This window comes from Pseudomonas sp. PH1b (assembly GCF_000633395.1).
Classification (GTDB): Bacteria; Pseudomonadota; Gammaproteobacteria; order Pseudomonadales; family Pseudomonadaceae; genus Aquipseudomonas.
Map to the genome: position 1 here is coordinate 231,400 of NZ_AYMU01000006.1, position 16,136 is coordinate 247,535.

Here is a 16,136-nt window from a genome sequence, read left to right on the forward strand (position 1 = left end):
TTATAAACTGTAAATAAAGACTATCATTGCACTGAGTGATAGTTATGCTTAAGCTATGCCCGACATGTAATTCAGAGATACAAAAAACTTCAAGGCAGTGGAGTAAAAAGCTTTACTGTACTCCCAAGTGCCGAAAGGTGTCTCACAGGAAGCAAAAGTCCAATAATAAAAGGGCACTGCAACGCAGGGCCAACATGCGCCAAAATGATGAAGTTATTAAACTTGTGTGTGAGTGCAGAAGGGCAGGCACTGTTCAAATTTTTACCGGCCACACAATAGACTCCTTCCTGAAAACTATGGAGCTTGTACGAAATCGCCCTAAAGGAAAGGTCGCGCTGTGCCATATCCATCCTGTTAAAGGAAAGGGTCGCACAGGTTTGTTCCATTGCAAAAATCTCTTCTATGGCGGCAAATACCAAAATAACAAATTTGGCAAGAAGTATCTGGGTGGTGGTTTGTCGATTAGCAATAAGAAGCTGAAGTCAAAATGGGCTATTGAGAAAGACACTCCTGCAAATGACGTGCTGATCTTGGTTGAGCATTTTTTAGGCGATATAATTCCTCGTTACCTTGAACTGGCACCTGTGCGAAAATCAAAAAAATACCAGCTAGTGGAAAAAATCCTGGCGTTAGCACCAGGGGAGGATGCTGATTCTCTAATGACTTACGGTTATAAAACACTTCAAGAGCGGCTAGATATACTTTGCCACTCAAAAAGCACTTCAATTCAAAACTCTACCGAATCGAAATACATTGCATACATGGATGAATTGACACGTTTCATCGGTTACGGCGGTGATCGGGTAAAAATGCTACGTCAGATAAGGCGCTTGCTTTTCATTGCCTATATGGCCTTGGAGCGACAATCGGAAAGCCACACTTATAATAAATACTTCTACGTCAAGTATGAGCCACTGTTACAGCCTCAGTACGGTCAAGCTAGACTGCGAGCGCCAGAAAAATGGTCTAATTTTAAGGATTTGGTGTACAACACGGTATTTTCTGTGCTGCAAGGCGCTGCCCTGGATACCAAAGCCTTTAAAAAGGAACTGTTTTCCTACCTAGTATTCGCGCCGAAGCCTGCCTGAGCCCCATTTCAGAGCACCGTGGCAATAAGCAGATGCCCTTCAGCGGGCGTTTTCTTTGGCCTGGCGATCAATAAACGCTTCGAGGTCTTTAACCAGAATCAAACGTCGGCGACCGATTTTGAAGCTCTGGAGGTCACCACGCGCTAGGATTTCATACATCATCGAGCGTGCCACGCCGATCAGGCGGGCACTCTCGTCAACACCGACAGACAGGGGAGCAACTAAATCAAGGTGATTCATCTGCGTGCATCCTCAAAAGCTTGCAGGACAAGGCTTGGAGCCTCAACGATGAGACTCACTGTATCGTGGCGCCATCAAATGTGTCAACACAAATAAAAGTGCGGTGACGATAGCAATTGTGTTTCCATATGCTGTGTGGCAATGTGTGCCCTCCACTGCACATCTGCTGGATAGAAAATGGCGATCAGAAAGAAATCAGAAATCATTCATCTGCGAGTTGAACCCCAATCAAAGCTTCTGCTTGAAGGTCTGGCCAACCTCGGGAACACGACTGCAACCCGTACCATTGAGCGTCTGCTGATGGAGGCCGCAGAAAGTACTCAAGTCGCTGAAACAGAAGTTGCCGTCAGCGAATCAGTTTTTACCAATGGCGGACTTACTTTAAAAGCAGCATTAGAACTGGCACTAGTCGATAGGAACCCGATCATTATCAAATTGCGACTATCATATCTAGCGAATGACGCTCTTAACACTGCCGATCAATTTATAACTCTGGCAATCATCTCATCCAAAACCCTATTTGGTGGAGAAGAGGAAATTTTCACAAAAGCAGAAGGAATTCTAAAGATTGAAGAATTTGATAGTGTGCCTCGCGTAGATACAGACAAAATCGCTGCAAACATGGACTTTCTGGAAAGCTACGCCGACTTCCGAATAAAGAACCCAAGTATCATGATGAGCTACAAGGAATATCTCAAAGCTTCAACGAGTGATAAGCGATAATCCCACTTCTGGCACGCCTCACGTTTGAAGCTGCCGCCACGACGTTGCGCCATGTGGTCCGACATAGTGAGAATAAAAAGCAAAGACCGCTCTTAGATACATTTGCAAGCCTGATGAGGACCATGCCTTCCTTTCATTGCAGCTAACGACCACTATCATATTAGCTCCACAGCCGCCGCTTTGACATCAGGGGCTAAATGGGCATAACGTAAAGTCGTAGTTATGTCTGAATGGCCCAGCAGCTCCCGAACCGTGTTCAACGGTACTCCAGCCATTACCAGCAGAGAAGCAAAAGTGTGCCGCAGGTCGTGCCACCGGAATTTTTTAATTCTCGCAAGCTCCAACAACCCCGCCCAACTTTTTTTAACGTTATCTAAACGCCCACCTTTATCACTTGGAAATACGAAACCGGAACGAGCCACTTGTTGATCACGCCAATCACTTAACACCTGAAGCGCCTCCTTGTTTAGATTGACATGTCGTGTTTGCCCTGATTTCGATGTGCCTCCTTCTACAGTCAAAAATTTCCCATTGAAGTTAACATCAACCCACTGCAAGTTGAACACTTCCCCACGGCGCATTCCAGTATTGATACTCAGCAGTACAAGCGGTTTCAAATGATCGGCGAAAACAACCTTGCGCAGGTCCGGCATCAATTGCTGATTCCGCTCTCTGCGCCAAGCATTAGCACTGTCCCTTTCCGCTCGAATAGTCTCTTCGCGAGCGATCATGGCAGCTCGCAAAGCAGCCATTTCTTCTGTAGTTAGGTAACGAATGCGTCCCCTCTGATCAGTCTTGAGACGACGCAACTTTGCCAGAGGGTGTTCAGTCAGCACGCCCCATTCCACAGCCCTAGACAACAATCCTTTAATACGTTGGATGTTTCGGTTCGCGGTCGCTGAGGCGTTGCCACGGTTTATCCACGACATACGCAGGCTTTCAACACGACGATGATCAATTTCGTCGATTCGCAGGGGCAGCAGATCAGCGAAAGACGATCTGATGGCTCGCAGGCCGTTGAGGTGGTCTCGATGATGAACTCTAGCCCAAGGTTCGAACTGTTCCGTCAGAAACGTTTCCAGAGTTGGCATCAAGCTTTCTGCCTTACGTTTGGAGACGGCCAGGGGCTCGCCATGCTCATGAGCTTCAGCGAGATATTGCAGCGCTTCCTTACGTGCACGATCCAGTGTGAGGATACCCACACGCCCGAGTGTCTTCTTCCTGCCCCTAGCCCAACGTACGACATAGGCCTTATGACCAGCAGCCGTAACTCGCACAAAAAGGCCAGTGACAGTGGTATCGTGAACCTCATATGTGATGCCGGTGACCTCCAGGCCGCTAAGCAAGGAGAGAGTGAGTTTTGCTTTCATAGGTCCTATGGGTGCAAGGTGGGTGCAAAATCTACTATACGGCTCGTCATCGACGTACTCAACCGGACAGAAAAACCCAATAAAACAAGCAGTAACGAACCACCACGGCTATCTGAATTCGCCCTCCGAAGGCAGGGGTCGTGGGTTCGAATCCCGCCGGGTGCACCAGCTCTGATGAAAAAGCCCCAGGCCGAATGGCCCGGGGCTTTTTTGTGGGCCATGCATTCGGGGCGCAGCCAGCGCCGGGCGAAATCCCCCCGTGGGACGCTGGGCCTGGGGGGCACAACTTGCTACATTCGCGGCCCCGGACAGGAGGTCTCGATGCTGCGCCATCCCTCGCACACCCCACCCTTTGAGCCAGGCCTGCGCAACTGGGTCGACTGGTTCATGAGCGATGACTTGTCCCCGGCCCTGGATGCCGAGCTGAGTCGCTACAACCCCGATGATCCCCAGGACCGCGAATACCTGATTCGCCAGTACGGGCTGACACGCCGTGGTCCCCGGGAAAACTTCCGCTATCGCCAGCGCATGGTGGACGTTCTGCAAGCGGCGCTGGATGACCCGGACTACGACTTCGAACAGGTCTGGGAACCCCTCGAAGATGACTACGACTACGAGCAGTGGCCTGCTGGCTGGCCGGCGGTGCTCAACGACAGCCGGGACTTCTTCCAGCGCATGCTCAGCGCGGCCCGGGAACTGTGGCACGCGGACCTGACGCGCGCGCAGTTGCCTTCGTTAGCCGAATGCCGGGCCATTGCGCCCCGGGCTCTGGGCTCTCACGACTGGCTGTTCAACATCGACAACACCGAGGCCTGGAAGGCGGTCTTCGATCTAGCGGCCACGCCCTATGACCTGGATACCCTCGGGCCGCATTTCCAGGGCGAGCAACTGCACCTGCACTTGAGTGGCGCCTTGCCGCGCCAGCCCCTGCCCGCCCTCTGGCCCACCAGCCAGGCCCTGACCCACTGCCGCTTCACGCTCAACATCGGTGGCATCAGCGAACTGGCGGTTGGCGGCACGCGCTTCGACGGGCGCATGCGCACCCAGCTCACTCGCCTGAGCCCCGGGTATTACCTGCGCCTGGAAATCGGCTTCGACTGCGTGATCGAATGCGTGGCGCTGTCTGTCAGCATTGCTGATGTCCAAGGCACACGAGAGGATGCCCGCTGATGAAAAGCAACTTTGAAGAGGCCCTGGAGCGCCAGGAAATACCCCAGTTCTTTCGCGGCCAGGGCCAGTACCTGACCCGGGATGGCGACTGGGACGAGCACCTTTACTGCATCAACTGGCCGGGAGTCTTCGCCTACCTGCGGGACCACGCCGACGGAGCCCAGCAACTGAGCGCGAGCTTCGAGCTCTACGCGTACAGCGTCGAGGAGAACCTCGAGGATTGCTTCGGCCTGCGGGAAAACCTGTTCTGCTACTACTCGACCCGGGCACACTGGGCGCCCGACAGCGCCGACCTGCTGGCGCAGTTGCCGCAGCGATGCCGGCAGCGGATCGTGCAGCGCCTGAGCTGGTACCGCTGGCAAGTGGAAAACCACGCCCGGCTGCTGCCGGAGCGGGCCCGGCGCATGGCCGCCGATGGCGCCGCCCCCGAGTTCATCGACCTGCCCGCCTTCCCCTACCCGTGAACGCACCAGCCGCCGGGATTACGCATCCTCGGCGGCCTCGGGGTCCGGCTCGGCCTGATCGGTATCGGCCGGCGACGCTTGTTCAGCGTCGTCCTCATTCTCTTCCAGGCCAAAGTCCTTGCGACTTTCCTTGATGGCCTGGCGCAGTTCCGCGCCCTTGATCGGGCAGTTCAACATTGCCGCTATGCGGTCGATGCGGGGTGCCATGACCGGCCTCTCACTTTCTGGTAACTGGCCTGATAGTGCGCGTTTTCCGCAGCGACAGCCAATCCTTGCGTCTCATGGACGACGCAAGTCTTGCAGGCGCGCGTCCAGATCCTCCTGTGGATAGGCTTTATGCAACTGCAGCAGCAACTCGGCGGCCTCACGGCTCTGGCCACCCTCCCACAGATGCAATACCACCTGCAGTTGCTCATCCAGTCGCTTGATCCTCTGGGGCTTGACCGAGGCCGACATGCGCTTGGCCAGCGTGTTCGACTCTGCCCAGTCGGAAGCCTGCGTAGAAGACCGTACATCGCTGAACGCTTCCATCTGCGGCGCCGCGGCGAAACTGCCGACAGGTGCCGCCGGAACCACCGGGGCTGGAGCGGCAGGCGCCGGGGCGCTCAGTGCCCCGGCCTGTTCGGCGGCACGTGGCGCCGCCTGGCGGGCCTTGGGCGCAGCCGGCGCCGGAGCGGGCTCTGGAGCAAAGGCCTGTTGTGGGTAGTGTTCCGGGGAAGGTCGCAGCACACCTATGACCAGCGCCACGCCAAACAGGCTGGCAAAGGCCAACTGGTAGCGCGGCCGCTGGCAGGCTTGCACCCAGCGCTGCCAGAGGCTGGGCCTGGGCTCCGGCGCCGCACGACGCGCAGCGGCCAGGATCATCGCATCGAGATGGGCCGGCGGCTCCTGGCCGCTGTGTTGGCGAACATGCGCCAGCATCTGCTCTTCAGGGGACGGGGTCTGTCGGGCGTCAGTCATGTGAGTACCTCCTCGGCCAGGAGCCGACGCAGTTTTTTCAGCGCATAACGGAAACGGCTTTTCACCGTTTCCAGGGGAGCCTGGGTCAGGCTGGCAATCTCTGGCAACTCCAGGTCGCCGTGGGCCCGCAGCAGAAAGACTTCACGCTGGTCGTCGGGCAAATCCTGCAGGGCCGCCTCGATCCGCTGCTGGTCGCGGCACAGGCTCAGTTGCTGTTCCGGACCGGGAGTGTGGTCGGCTTCGCCGTGCAGTTGTTCGTCGTAGCTGTCGTGCAGCGGGTTGCGCTGGCCGTGCTTGCGCCAGTGGTCGATCAGCCGGTTGCGGGCAATCTGGTACAGCCAGGTACGAAAGCTGGCCCGGCCCTGGGGCTGGCTGGTACTGCGGATCAGGCTGAGCCAGGTTTCCTGGTAGACCTCCTCCGCCAGCTCGGCCTTGGCGCACAAGCCCAGCACAAAGCGATACAGGCCCTGGCGATGGCGCTGGTAGAGCACCTCGAAGGCCGCAGGTTCCCCGGCGCGGTAACGCGCCAGCAGCGCTTCATCGCTGCTGGCGTCGCGGGCTGAATGGGCAGCAGACATAGGGCCCAGGAACTCCTGTTCACTGCTCGTCATGAGCTTATTCAAAGCGGCTCTGCACAACTTCAGTACCCGCCGTCCGAACCGCTGCCTGGGCATTGGGTTCGTGAGTTTGCAGGCTTTGCGCCAGCTCCACCAGCTGTATGAACTCGCCGCGCAGGCCGAAAGGATCATCACCCTTGGCGCTGCGGGCCAGCTTGGCGGTCTCTGCCAGGCCGAAGTCGGCAGTGTAGCGACCGTCCTTGAGTTGCTGGGAGAACGCGGCCACCGCGGCGGCAAAGCGCAGGTCGTTACTGGCCTGTGCCAGCGTTGCCGGCTGCTGGGCCGTGATCGGCCGCTCGATCAAGCGGCTGCTACCGCCTTGCGGCGCCTTGTAGCGCAGCCGCAACATGGCCAGCTCAGCCTTCCGGGCGTTCTGCTCAGGGGCCTTGGCCGAGCCGTAGCGCAGCGGTTCCAACCAGCCCTTCTCACCCGCCGGGACAATTTCATACAAGGCGGTGACGGTATGGCCGGCGCCGATCTCTCCGGCATCGACCTTGTCGTTGCTGAAGTCCTCACGCTTGAGGGCACGGTTCTCGTAACCCAGCAGGCGGTATTCGCTGACCTGGGCCGGGTTGAACTCCACCTGCAGCTTCACGTCCCTGGCCACCACCGCCAGGGTCGAGCTGAGCTGGTCCACCAGCACCTTGCGCGCCTCGCGCAGGTTGTCGATGTAGGCGTAGTTGCCATCGCCGGCATCTGCCAGTTGCTCCATCAGGTGCTCGTTGTAGTTATCCACGCCAAAACCCAGGGTGGTCAGGGACACACCGCTCTTGCGCTTCTGGGCGGCCATGGCCCTGAGGCTGTCGAAGTCACTGATGCCGACGTTGAAGTCGCCGTCGGTGGCCAGCAGGATGCGGTTGATGCCCTTGTCGATGAAACCTTGCTGGGCCATCTGGTAGGCCAGTTGAATCCCCGAGGCCCCCGCCGTGGAGCCGCCGGCGGTGAGCTGGTCGATGGCGGTGCGGATCTTCGCCTTGTCGCGTCCGGAGGTAGGCTCCAATACCACTCGCGACTCACCGGCGTAGACCACCAGCGACACCCGGTCCTGGTCCCGCAGTTGGTCCACCAGCAGCTTGAGGGTGCTCTTCACCAGGGGCAGGCCCTCGCGACGGTCCATGGAGCCGGATACGTCCACCAGGAACACCAGGTTGGCCGGGGCCAACTGCGCCACCGCCTGGTCCGAAGCCTTGATGCCGATACGCAACAGGCGGGTGTGAGGGTTCCATGGCGACGGCGCCAGTTCGGTGGTCACGCCGAACGGCGAACCGTCGCTGGGCAGGGCGTAGTCATAGGGGAAGTAGTTGACCATTTCCTCCAGGCGCACCGCGCCCTCGGGCGGCAGGCTGCCCTGGTTGAGCAGGCGGCGGACGTTGGCGTAGGCACCGGTATCGACGTCGGCACTGAAGGTGGAGACCGGGGTTTGGGCAACGCTGTGGATCGGGTTGTCCGCCAGCGTCTGGTACTGCTCCCGAGGTTGCTCGCGATAGCCGGCCAGCATCGATTCCCGGGCGACCGTCGGCGCCGGCATCGGGGCAGACAGGGAAACAGTCCGCAGGCCGCGCTTGGCCATCGCCACATCCGCATACTGCACCTCGTACTGGACAGGTGCTGCAGGCTGCAGCGCGCCCTGGGCCGAGGCGGCCTCGGTGGGCTCAGGCTTGGACGACACACCGCAGCCAGCGACAGCCAGCAGCAGGCCGGTGGCAAAACCCTGGGCGGCCGGGCGAAGGAAATGCAGGGGAAGGGACATGGGGGGCTGACCTCGGGAAGAAATGATCCATTCCCTCCCTCAGACGAAGCCCCCGGGCGATTCGGGTTAAGCCCCGTAAAAAAAATTACCTAACGCGAATAACGGCGCACCACACTGCTGTTACGCAGCACATGGCCGTTGATCTTCTCCAGCAACTGGGCCCGGGTCAGCCCGGCGGGCAGCACTTCGGGCGCCAGGTCCAGGGCATAGATCTGGATGATGTAGTGATGGGCGCTGTCGCCCACGGGCGGGCATGGCCCCATGTAGGCCGTACCGTTACGGCTGTTGAGACCGGCCAGGCCTTCCAGGTTCGGCTTGGTGCCAGCCCCGGCGGGAAGCTGCCGGGTAGTGGGCTTGATGCCGTAATGCACCCAGTGATCCACGCCCTGGCCCTTGGCCCCATCCGGGTCGTGCATGACGATGGCGTAGCTCAAGGTGCCGGTAGGCCCCGCGGTCCAACTCAAGGCCGGGGAATTGTTATGCCCGCCGCAGCCCTTGGCATCACTGGCATTGCCGGTGGTGAACAGCCGGTCATCCGACACCCCGGGAATGTTCAGGGTGAAACGCTCCTGTGCCTGCACCGGAAACTGCAGGCACAACAGCACGGCACCAGCGGCCAGCCAAGTATTGCGAGAGGCAAAGCGAGACATACGAAAGCACCTTTTTGCGGATGAGATCAGGGTGAGCACGAAACTATAGCCTGCACGAAAGAGCGCGCTCCCTCGCACTAGGCACGGGAGCAGATTGAGCGTGAGGACGGGGGTAGTTGTAAATGAATATTTCAGACAGAAATCGCGATGGCGAGCTCAACCCACGGCCGGCCAGAAAGGGCGGCGGGCCACCCGCCCGCCTCCTGAAAGGATGGGCAAACCTCAGCCCTGGTGGGCCTGCATGTACTGGCGCAGCAATTGGTTGATCCGCGTCTGGTAACCCGCGCCCTGGCCCTTGAACCACGCCAGCACATCGGCATCCAGGCGGATGGTCACGGCCTTCTTGCCCGGCAGATGCACTTCGGCGCGACGGAAAAAGTCGTCATCCCGTTCAGGGATATCCGTGGTGTCGATCCCTTGGTCATCGGTTTTCGCCAGGCGATCCCGGTCAGTTTTCGATCCGTTGGACATAATATTTAGCCTCCCGCTTAGTGGCTTTTCGCGCCGAGATGATGCGCATCGCTTGGCCTCGCCGCTCGGTATCGACCACCACGCCCACCAGGGTCCTGGTCCAGCCGAGGCTAACCCAGCGCTCCTCGCCGTCGTCCAGGCGCTCATCGCGCAAGGACAGCACCGGGCGCTGGAACATCAGCACCGCATCGTTGAAATCGATGCCGTGCTTGAGGATGTTGGCGTGGTTCTTGGCCTCGTCCCATTCAACGTACATGAGCAATTTCGTATTTACAAATGTACATACAGGCTCGCCGACCAGTAGTAAAAAACACCTGGAAATACAGTTGAATGGGGGCAGGCAAGTGGCTACCAATGAAGCAATGGTTAACAAGGCGAGCACTGGAACATCCCTACAGAACTCTCGGAAAAGGCTGCACCGCACTTGCCTTGCACCGCCGCAGGCCCGCGGCTTATAGTCCGGCCGTCGCCCATATGGCGACCTGGTTTGGCGACCGGAATAACGAATGCGAAAGCTGTTTGCTTGTTTGCAGGCTCTTTTGCACCCGCAACGCTGCTTCATGGCAGCTGTGCGCGGGAGACCTTTGGGTCTGCCGGTTACTCGTTTCCGGCTCGCCAACCTGCGTACAGCTGCCACCCATTCGTTTGGCGACGATTGAACGGTAGCGTCTACCAATCAAACGAGGTGTGCCAATGAACCGCTACATGCCGATAACCGGCCACGACTGCCTGATTCCTTCCCTGCTGATCGACACCCAGGCGCCCATCGATGTGCTGCACGACGCCGCAGCCTTTCGCATCCGCGCCGCGACCCAACTGCTGGAGAACTTCGCCACCGAGACCCTACGCAGCGAACCGGTGGTACTGCAGGAACTGACCCTGGTGTGCAGCATCCTGCTGCGCGATGGCTGTGATCTGCTGGATGTAACATCACGGCGCCTGCAACCGCAGGCCGAACTCTAAACACCACAGGGCGGTTTCCCGGCCGCCCGCTCTTCATAAGGAAATGCCATGCATAAACCCGCAACAGAAATCCCCCAGCGCCAGATCCGCGCGCTCTACGACGCCGATACCATCCGCGTCTACCAGGCCTACTCCGACAGCATTGCCGACGCTGCCCTGGCCCACGGCACCTTCGTCTCCCCACCCTTCAAGATGGAGCGCATGACCTGGATAAAGCCGTCTTTCCTCTGGATGATGTACCGCGCCGGGTGGGGTTTTAAGGACGCCGGACAGACCCGCATCCTGGCCATCGACATCAGCCGCGAAGGCTTCGAATGGGCCCTGGCCAACGGCTGCCTGAGCCATGCCGACGAGTCCATAAGCAAGGACGAGTGGTTGAAGTTGAAAGACCAGTCACCGGTGCGGATCCAGTGGGACCCGGAGCGCGACCTGTACCTGCGGCCCCAGGAACACCGCGCGATCCAGATCGGCCTGAGCAAGGAGGCCGTGCAGCTGTACGTGAACCAGTGGATCAAACGGATGACCGATATCACGCCACTGGCGCATTCGATTCACCGACTCATTCAGGAAGGAGACTTGGAAGGAGCCAGCAGGCTGCTTCCGCAGGAGCGGGAGTATCCAACGGTGCTCGACTGTTGATCACCTTGCCATATCACAAGATATTAATAGGCTGACAGGTCAGTCACGACAAGGAATACGAAGTCAGCGATTTGGAGTTCAACTCGATGAAATTACCACCCTTCTTCGCCCTTCTCACCTTCACCTTGCTGCTCCCTTCTATTGCCCAATCCAGTGATACTTCGCTGGTCGATACGCTCAGAGCATTCAGCCGTTGTGACGCCAGTTTCTTCTCCAGCCTTGAGACCCACAGCGATGCATAGGAACACAGAAAAAATGTAGCCTGGTTCACAATTGCAGATCGAGTCAGCCTCTCAGCGAACTATGTCAGCCTGCACAGCGCCCCATCGGTAGCCGGTATGAAACTGCTCTCTTATTACATAGTGAAATTTCTGGTGAAAAGCGTAAATCAAAAAAACAACCCGACTTTAACTCGGGTTTTTAGTTCCTGGAAATTAAATCACCCCCAAATCTAGCCTCATAAAATTCAATATCTGCCACAATAGCTTTATTTAAATCATCAGAGTCCATTCTAAAAATTCCCTCCTCTACTAAAGGACCGCCAAATATCAAGATCGTAAAAGGGGTAGAAGATGAGCCCAACTATCTTTCCCCATCTATTTTCACGACTACAGATAATCCATTTTCTGATATTTTCTCAAGAGTAGAAAAAACTCTTATAAATCAATCGCGGACTTTCCCAATGGCTATTATATTTTGAATACCCTGCTCCATTTTCAAACGAGCAGATATATTGGCAGAGTGCACTAATATTTTAGGTGCAACAAAGCCCTCTAAGGCTACAGCCTCTTCAATCCAGAGTATGACGTCATACCCTGTGCCACGGGCATCATCACCCAAGTCATGGTCAAGACTAATCTCTTCAACATTACCTATCTGAAGCAACTCAATAGCCTCGTTGGGCCAGAAAACATGAATCCAGCCTTTAGGTGCAATACGTACGTCATCTAGGAAAACCTTAACTTTTTTCATGGGTGCTTTATTACAAACTCCTTTAAAAATTGTTGAATTAACTCTACCATTGAAAGATTACCTAAACCTCCCTTTTCTGCTTCATCAATAGCACTACGCAATGCATACGAGTCAATTTAAATTCCGTTTTTCTGAACAAACGCTTCTACAACTGCTTGAGCTGTACGTTTACTACTATCTTTAAACAAATGGCCACCTGCAACATCCCTAACCGCTGTTGCCGCTTGACCTGAAAAGCCTTCCCGATAATAAATTTTTTAGAACTGTCTCTATCGAACCTGTAAGTTCTACCCCACCACCACCCGCAGAGTTATTTATATTGATAACTTGCTCAGCGGTGAGAGTTTTTTAACTCTACGCCTCACTTTTTCATCGATTAGTCTTTGTAAATATCAAGCCAGTCAGCAGAGTCAGACGCGCCCCTACTTTTCAAAAAGTCAGAATATCTAATTTTATTACGATCCATCGCCTCATCTTCGATGCATACCTCTATGGACCCAAGACTTCTATCTTCCACAACTATCCTTACAGGGCTTACCTTAGGCGGACTGGTGCCAATTAATCGGCCTACAACTTTTGCCTTATGAAAAATAAAGCTATCCCCTCCGCCTAAAGGAAGGACCTTATCCGATATAGAAAAGATTACTGCTGATTCGAAAAACTCAATTTTCTCCCCAGACCTGTAGTCATCACCATACTCACAAGGAATAAGAAACAGCCTATAATCAATAATCACCAACCATCCAAAAAGTTCAAGAAGCTCACCACTACCAATAGCCTTACTTAAAAACGTACCATGCAGAAGATCTAGATTTTTCATGACTACCTACCGATTAAAATAGCGTTAACACCATGATCCATAGCACGCTCCAAGAAATCTTCACGAACACCTCGGGGGCCTGCTTTAGGATCTCTCGTCATATAGTATTTAACCCCATCAACAACTTTAATCTCATCAACTATTATAAAATGCCTCTGCGATCCCGGCCGCCAACGTCGCTAGCGCTGACACCGTTTGTTTTTGCTCTTCGCTGAGGGTGTTTGTATCGCTGGTGCCATACAGCTGCTGGGTGATCAAACGAGCAGCCAACTCACCTCCGGCGGCTCCCGCTGCGCCTGCAATCGCCGAGTTGCCTTGGGCCTGGGCAACAGCAGCGCCCAGCACCGCGTGAGCCATAGTGTTGAGCGCAGCATTGTCACCCGTGGTTTTCTTGATCAACTGCGCCAGATACGGTGCCGAGGCGCCGGCCAGGGCAGATCCGATGTCCCCGCCGGCCAATCCTTGCAAGGCGGCGGTGACGGCTTGGGCTACTCGCTGGTAATCGCTCCCCGTATCGTACTTGCCCTTATCAACATCCTCTTTGCTGGCATTGCTTCCTGGTCGATAAATACCTTTCTCTTCAAGTTCCTTGCTCGCCTCTTGATCGGCCTTCAACTGCCCCTCAGTCCGAACAATGTCCGTCACCTAGGTACCGATTTCGCCAATCAGTTGCACCTCCCGCAGCCGCTTCTGCTCCTTCTCTTTGTCGAAGATCGGGCTGATGCTGCCGTTGGCGTGTTCGACGTCGCGGCTCAGGGTGGCAACATCCTGCTTCTGCTGGTCTGGGTCACGGATGTCCAAGGTGCCGTTGGAGATTGCCGATGAGGTGGTACCGCTGGCGCTCTGCATCTGGCTTTTGTATTTGGCCTCGTTCCTGAGATCGCTCCAGTCCAGGGTGCCGGTGCTCAGGCGGTTTTTGTCGGCTTCTGCGGTACTGGCGATGACGCTGCCATCGAGTTGGGTGTGTTTGCCCACTTCAACCTGATAGCCGCCCTTGCCGGCGAACAAGCCGGTTTGTTCCTGCACGCTCTGGTACTTGGAGTCGATCTTGCTCTGGCTGACGCTGACCGAAGCGCTGCCCGTCATCATGCCGAAGGTGAAATTGGCTCCGCCGCTGACATTGCTCTGCTTGGATTTACGGCGTATCGCATTCGCGCTGTAGCTCAACGGCTAGAAACTTGGCATTTTCTAAAAACATGTCAAAAGTTGCAGCGGTGCTGCAGGAGCTTTAATTGGTGTGCGGCATTTTTCTGCGCGGTGGATATGGCGAGGTGACGTATGCAGGGGCAACTATCCGAATAAGCAGACAGGGGCATTATAAGTCCTCCTCTTTTAACCAACCGCTGTGGGCGTGCTGCTAAAAACACCTTCACTTTCAACTCCAGCCTTCCGTATTCTTGGCAGCCTGACCTTGATCGCTCTTAAAATTCTTATCAATCTCAGATCTCTAATAAATCACCTACAACCCCACCTTTAATATCGCCGCCGTTTGCACACATCAACATTTTCAACAAGCCACGCAGGTCCCATTCGGTTTTTACTACACTCTCTACATTGGAGTCGTAATGATAAACTGCATCATCCTCCATTAAAGTCTGAATAAAATAGTACTGAGTCTCAGAAACCCAGGCTAAGACAAATGGCTTATTCAGAAACTCATAATGCCCGGATTCTTGCATCTGACTCAAGAAGTTAACCTGAAAAAGCAAATGAGTACGTACTCTCCAAGACGGGCGATACAACTGGATGAATGAATCTCCAATCAATCCACCATCACTTCGCCCCATTTCAAGTAAAAATGACTGTAGTTGACCACTGATACGAATATCATAAAGCCTCTTGATTTTTTCCAGTTCATCTAGACTATAACCCAAAAACCCAATATCCCCCTCAAGAAAATTTTCACTTATAAAAGATCTAACAAATTCACCAATCATGGATTAACTCCCGAAGTACCCTGAAAAAACCTCACATCAAAAAGAGGGTTGTTTTCAGCAAAAGTCTTACTTGTCACCGAACATCCACTACACATACCGGGCTTGGCTGCTGAGGTGTTCTGTACCCCGATTGAAACTTTAACTTTCTGCCCAGAGTAAAACTGTTGTAAATAGCTCATTATCTTTTGTTCAGCATGATTAAAATTGGTAGATCCATTCGCTCCATTTGAAACGCTTGGAACAACCCCACTGTCAGCTACAATCACCTTGTATTGAGACCCTCCTATTTCCACAGTTTTTGGAGCATCGCCTTTCCAGGATTTTCCACTTACAGATAGTAAGTAATTCACCTCACCATTGATCTCAACAGCGCCTGTCGCTACTGACAAGCTGGTTGTATCTCCTCCTCGTACATATGGCAACAAGCTATCACGAACCACTGCCGGATTAATTGCCTTATCAACTATGTCGTCCAAGGAGCTTATATTCAGATTCTTCGGAAGACTGGCACCTGCGGAACTTGCCGCTTCAGCTGCAGCCGCCATCTCCTTAGCCGCAACACTACCAAACCCGCCCACACCCAACGCCGCACCACCAGCCGTCGCTGCGCCAAAGGGCAGCTCAGCCCCAACCAAACTAAGCTCGGTGCAAAGAGCCGGGTTGAATACACAGGCAGCCAGAATTTCAGGACCAAGAGTTACTGCGGCGCCGACGCCTCCCACAACCGCCAAGCCACCTACGACAACATTACCGCCCTCGGCCATGAGCTTGTTACTGTAGTTCGAGCGACACACATCCGCAGGAAGCCCGTCACAGCTCTGCTTGGAAAAGTCGTTGTACTTCTTTTCTGCTAGCAGGCGACTGCCCAGTTCGTTGTTCTCTGTGGCATTTCTGCCCGATTGGGCGCCAGTCACTGCCCCGGCAAAATCACCGCCGATAGCACCACCCACAAAACCTGCGGCCAATGAAGAGAGCGCCGAGATCGTCTGCTTCTCGGCTTCGGTCAGTTGATCGCGACTTCGATTCGGGTACAGCTGCGCCGCAATCAGCTCACCGGTGGCGGCACCCGCCGCGCCGGCAGCAGCCGAGTTGCCTTGAACCTGCGCAACTACCGCCCCCAGAACCGCTTGCGCCATGATCCGAGCAGCGTCGTTATCACCTGCTGTGCGCTTGATGATGTTCGCCAGATAGGGCGCCGAGGCGCCGGCCAGAGCCGAGCCGATGTCCCCCCCCGCCAAGCCTTGCAAGGCAGCAGTCACCGCTTGAGCGGCACGCTGATAGTCACCACCCGTACCGTACTTG

General features: G+C 55.4%; 20 protein-coding genes and 1 pseudogene. 7 read left to right on the top strand and 14 right to left on the bottom strand.

Translation table 11 applies throughout. The features are described from left to right. The first annotated feature begins 194 nt into the window (after positions 1 to 194). Positions 195 to 1,088 (top strand): hypothetical protein, encoded by an 894-nt coding sequence (locus U873_RS34750; RefSeq protein ID WP_157838080.1) that lies wholly within the window; start codon positions 195 to 197, stop codon positions 1,086 to 1,088. Positions 1,089 to 1,127: 39 nt separating this feature from the next. Here the strand turns inward: U873_RS34750 and U873_RS0112480 are convergent, their stop codons facing one another. Further along, a complete protein-coding gene (locus U873_RS0112480; protein WP_025128578.1) occupies positions 1,128 to 1,328 on the bottom strand; it encodes a helix-turn-helix domain-containing protein in 201 nt (66 codons plus the stop codon). Between the two features lie 177 nt (positions 1,329 to 1,505). On the opposite strand from U873_RS0112480, the gene U873_RS0112485 reads away from it, so the two are divergent. Beyond that, a complete protein-coding gene (locus tag U873_RS0112485; protein WP_025128579.1) occupies positions 1,506 to 2,051 on the top strand; it encodes a hypothetical protein in 546 nt (181 codons plus the stop codon). Positions 2,052 to 2,206: 155 nt separating this feature from the next. Here U873_RS0112485 and U873_RS35130 read toward each other — a convergent pair whose 3' ends face one another. Continuing rightward, a complete protein-coding gene (locus tag U873_RS35130; protein WP_081818647.1) occupies positions 2,207 to 3,421 on the bottom strand; it encodes a site-specific integrase in 1,215 nt (404 codons plus the stop codon). Positions 3,422 to 3,742: 321 nt separating this feature from the next. On the opposite strand from U873_RS35130, the gene U873_RS0112490 reads away from it, so the two are divergent. After that, on the top strand, positions 3,743 to 4,591 hold the full coding sequence (locus U873_RS0112490; protein WP_025128580.1) for a hypothetical protein: 849 nt from the start codon (positions 3,743 to 3,745) through the stop codon (positions 4,589 to 4,591). After that, positions 4,591 to 5,055 (top strand): hypothetical protein, encoded by a 465-nt coding sequence (locus tag U873_RS0112495; protein WP_025128581.1) that lies wholly within the window; start codon positions 4,591 to 4,593, stop codon positions 5,053 to 5,055. Before U873_RS0112490 ends, U873_RS0112495 begins: the two co-directional genes overlap by 1 nt. 18 nt (positions 5,056 to 5,073) lie before the next feature. Here U873_RS0112495 and U873_RS0112500 read toward each other — a convergent pair whose 3' ends face one another. From U873_RS0112500 to U873_RS0112530, 7 genes are all read right to left on the bottom strand, one after another. Continuing rightward, positions 5,074 to 5,262, bottom strand: coding sequence for a hypothetical protein (locus U873_RS0112500; protein WP_025128582.1), 189 nt, complete (start codon positions 5,260 to 5,262; stop codon positions 5,074 to 5,076). Between the two features lie 72 nt (positions 5,263 to 5,334). Then, the gene (locus U873_RS0112505) at positions 5,335 to 6,015 is read right to left on the bottom strand and encodes a hypothetical protein (RefSeq protein ID WP_025128583.1); all 681 of its coding nucleotides are present in this window, start codon (positions 6,013 to 6,015) and stop codon (positions 5,335 to 5,337) included. Next, positions 6,012 to 6,593 (bottom strand): RNA polymerase sigma factor, encoded by a 582-nt coding sequence (locus U873_RS0112510; RefSeq protein ID WP_025128584.1) that lies wholly within the window; start codon positions 6,591 to 6,593, stop codon positions 6,012 to 6,014. The genes U873_RS0112505 and U873_RS0112510 overlap by 4 nt, the downstream gene beginning before the upstream one ends. Before the next feature lie 37 nt (positions 6,594 to 6,630). Further along, positions 6,631 to 8,382: a VWA domain-containing protein gene (locus tag U873_RS0112515; RefSeq protein ID WP_025128585.1), complete on the bottom strand. Its 1,752-nt coding sequence runs from the start codon at positions 8,380 to 8,382 to the stop codon at positions 6,631 to 6,633. 89 nt (positions 8,383 to 8,471) lie between these two features. Then, positions 8,472 to 9,032 (bottom strand): YbhB/YbcL family Raf kinase inhibitor-like protein, encoded by a 561-nt coding sequence (locus U873_RS0112520; protein ID WP_025128586.1) that lies wholly within the window; start codon positions 9,030 to 9,032, stop codon positions 8,472 to 8,474. 222 nt (positions 9,033 to 9,254) lie between these two features. Further along, a complete protein-coding gene (locus U873_RS0112525) occupies positions 9,255 to 9,503 on the bottom strand; it encodes a BrnA antitoxin family protein (RefSeq protein ID WP_025128587.1) in 249 nt (82 codons plus the stop codon). Continuing rightward, positions 9,481 to 9,759 (bottom strand): BrnT family toxin, encoded by a 279-nt coding sequence (locus U873_RS0112530; protein ID WP_025128588.1) that lies wholly within the window; start codon positions 9,757 to 9,759, stop codon positions 9,481 to 9,483. The genes U873_RS0112525 and U873_RS0112530 overlap by 23 nt, the downstream gene beginning before the upstream one ends. Positions 9,760 to 10,196: 437 nt before the next feature. On the opposite strand from U873_RS0112530, the gene U873_RS0112535 reads away from it, so the two are divergent. The 3 genes from U873_RS0112535 to U873_RS36660 all read left to right on the top strand — a co-directional run bounded on the left by U873_RS0112535 (position 10,197) and on the right by U873_RS36660 (position 11,347). Then, positions 10,197 to 10,466: a hypothetical protein gene (locus tag U873_RS0112535; RefSeq protein WP_025128589.1), complete on the top strand. Its 270-nt coding sequence runs from the start codon at positions 10,197 to 10,199 to the stop codon at positions 10,464 to 10,466. Between the two features lie 48 nt (positions 10,467 to 10,514). Continuing rightward, positions 10,515 to 11,105, top strand: coding sequence for a DUF4291 domain-containing protein (locus U873_RS0112540; protein ID WP_025128590.1), 591 nt, complete (start codon positions 10,515 to 10,517; stop codon positions 11,103 to 11,105). An 86-nt stretch (positions 11,106 to 11,191) separates the two neighbouring features. Beyond that, positions 11,192 to 11,347 (top strand): hypothetical protein, encoded by a 156-nt coding sequence (locus U873_RS36660; protein WP_157838081.1) that lies wholly within the window; start codon positions 11,192 to 11,194, stop codon positions 11,345 to 11,347. Between the two features lie 421 nt (positions 11,348 to 11,768). Here U873_RS36660 and U873_RS0112550 read toward each other — a convergent pair whose 3' ends face one another. The 5 genes and pseudogenes from U873_RS0112550 to U873_RS37405 all read right to left on the bottom strand — a co-directional run. Beyond that, entirely contained in the window at positions 11,769 to 12,077 is a 309-nt protein-coding gene (locus U873_RS0112550) for a cyclic-phosphate processing receiver domain-containing protein (protein WP_025128591.1), read from the bottom strand. A 376-nt stretch (positions 12,078 to 12,453) separates the two neighbouring features. Next, positions 12,454 to 12,897: a hypothetical protein gene (locus U873_RS35135; RefSeq protein ID WP_081818648.1), complete on the bottom strand. Its 444-nt coding sequence runs from the start codon at positions 12,895 to 12,897 to the stop codon at positions 12,454 to 12,456. A gap of 159 nt (positions 12,898 to 13,056) precedes the next feature. Next, positions 13,057 to 13,872, bottom strand: a pseudogene (locus tag U873_RS35140) (VENN motif pre-toxin domain-containing protein); the annotation flags it as partial. Positions 13,873 to 14,336: 464 nt separating this feature from the next. Beyond that, a complete protein-coding gene (locus U873_RS0112560; protein ID WP_025128594.1) occupies positions 14,337 to 14,834 on the bottom strand; it encodes a hypothetical protein in 498 nt (165 codons plus the stop codon). After that, the coding region (locus tag U873_RS37405; protein WP_025128595.1) for a VENN motif pre-toxin domain-containing protein at positions 14,831 to 16,136 on the bottom strand (1,306 nt) is incomplete at its 5' end. The genes U873_RS0112560 and U873_RS37405, both read right to left, overlap by 4 nt.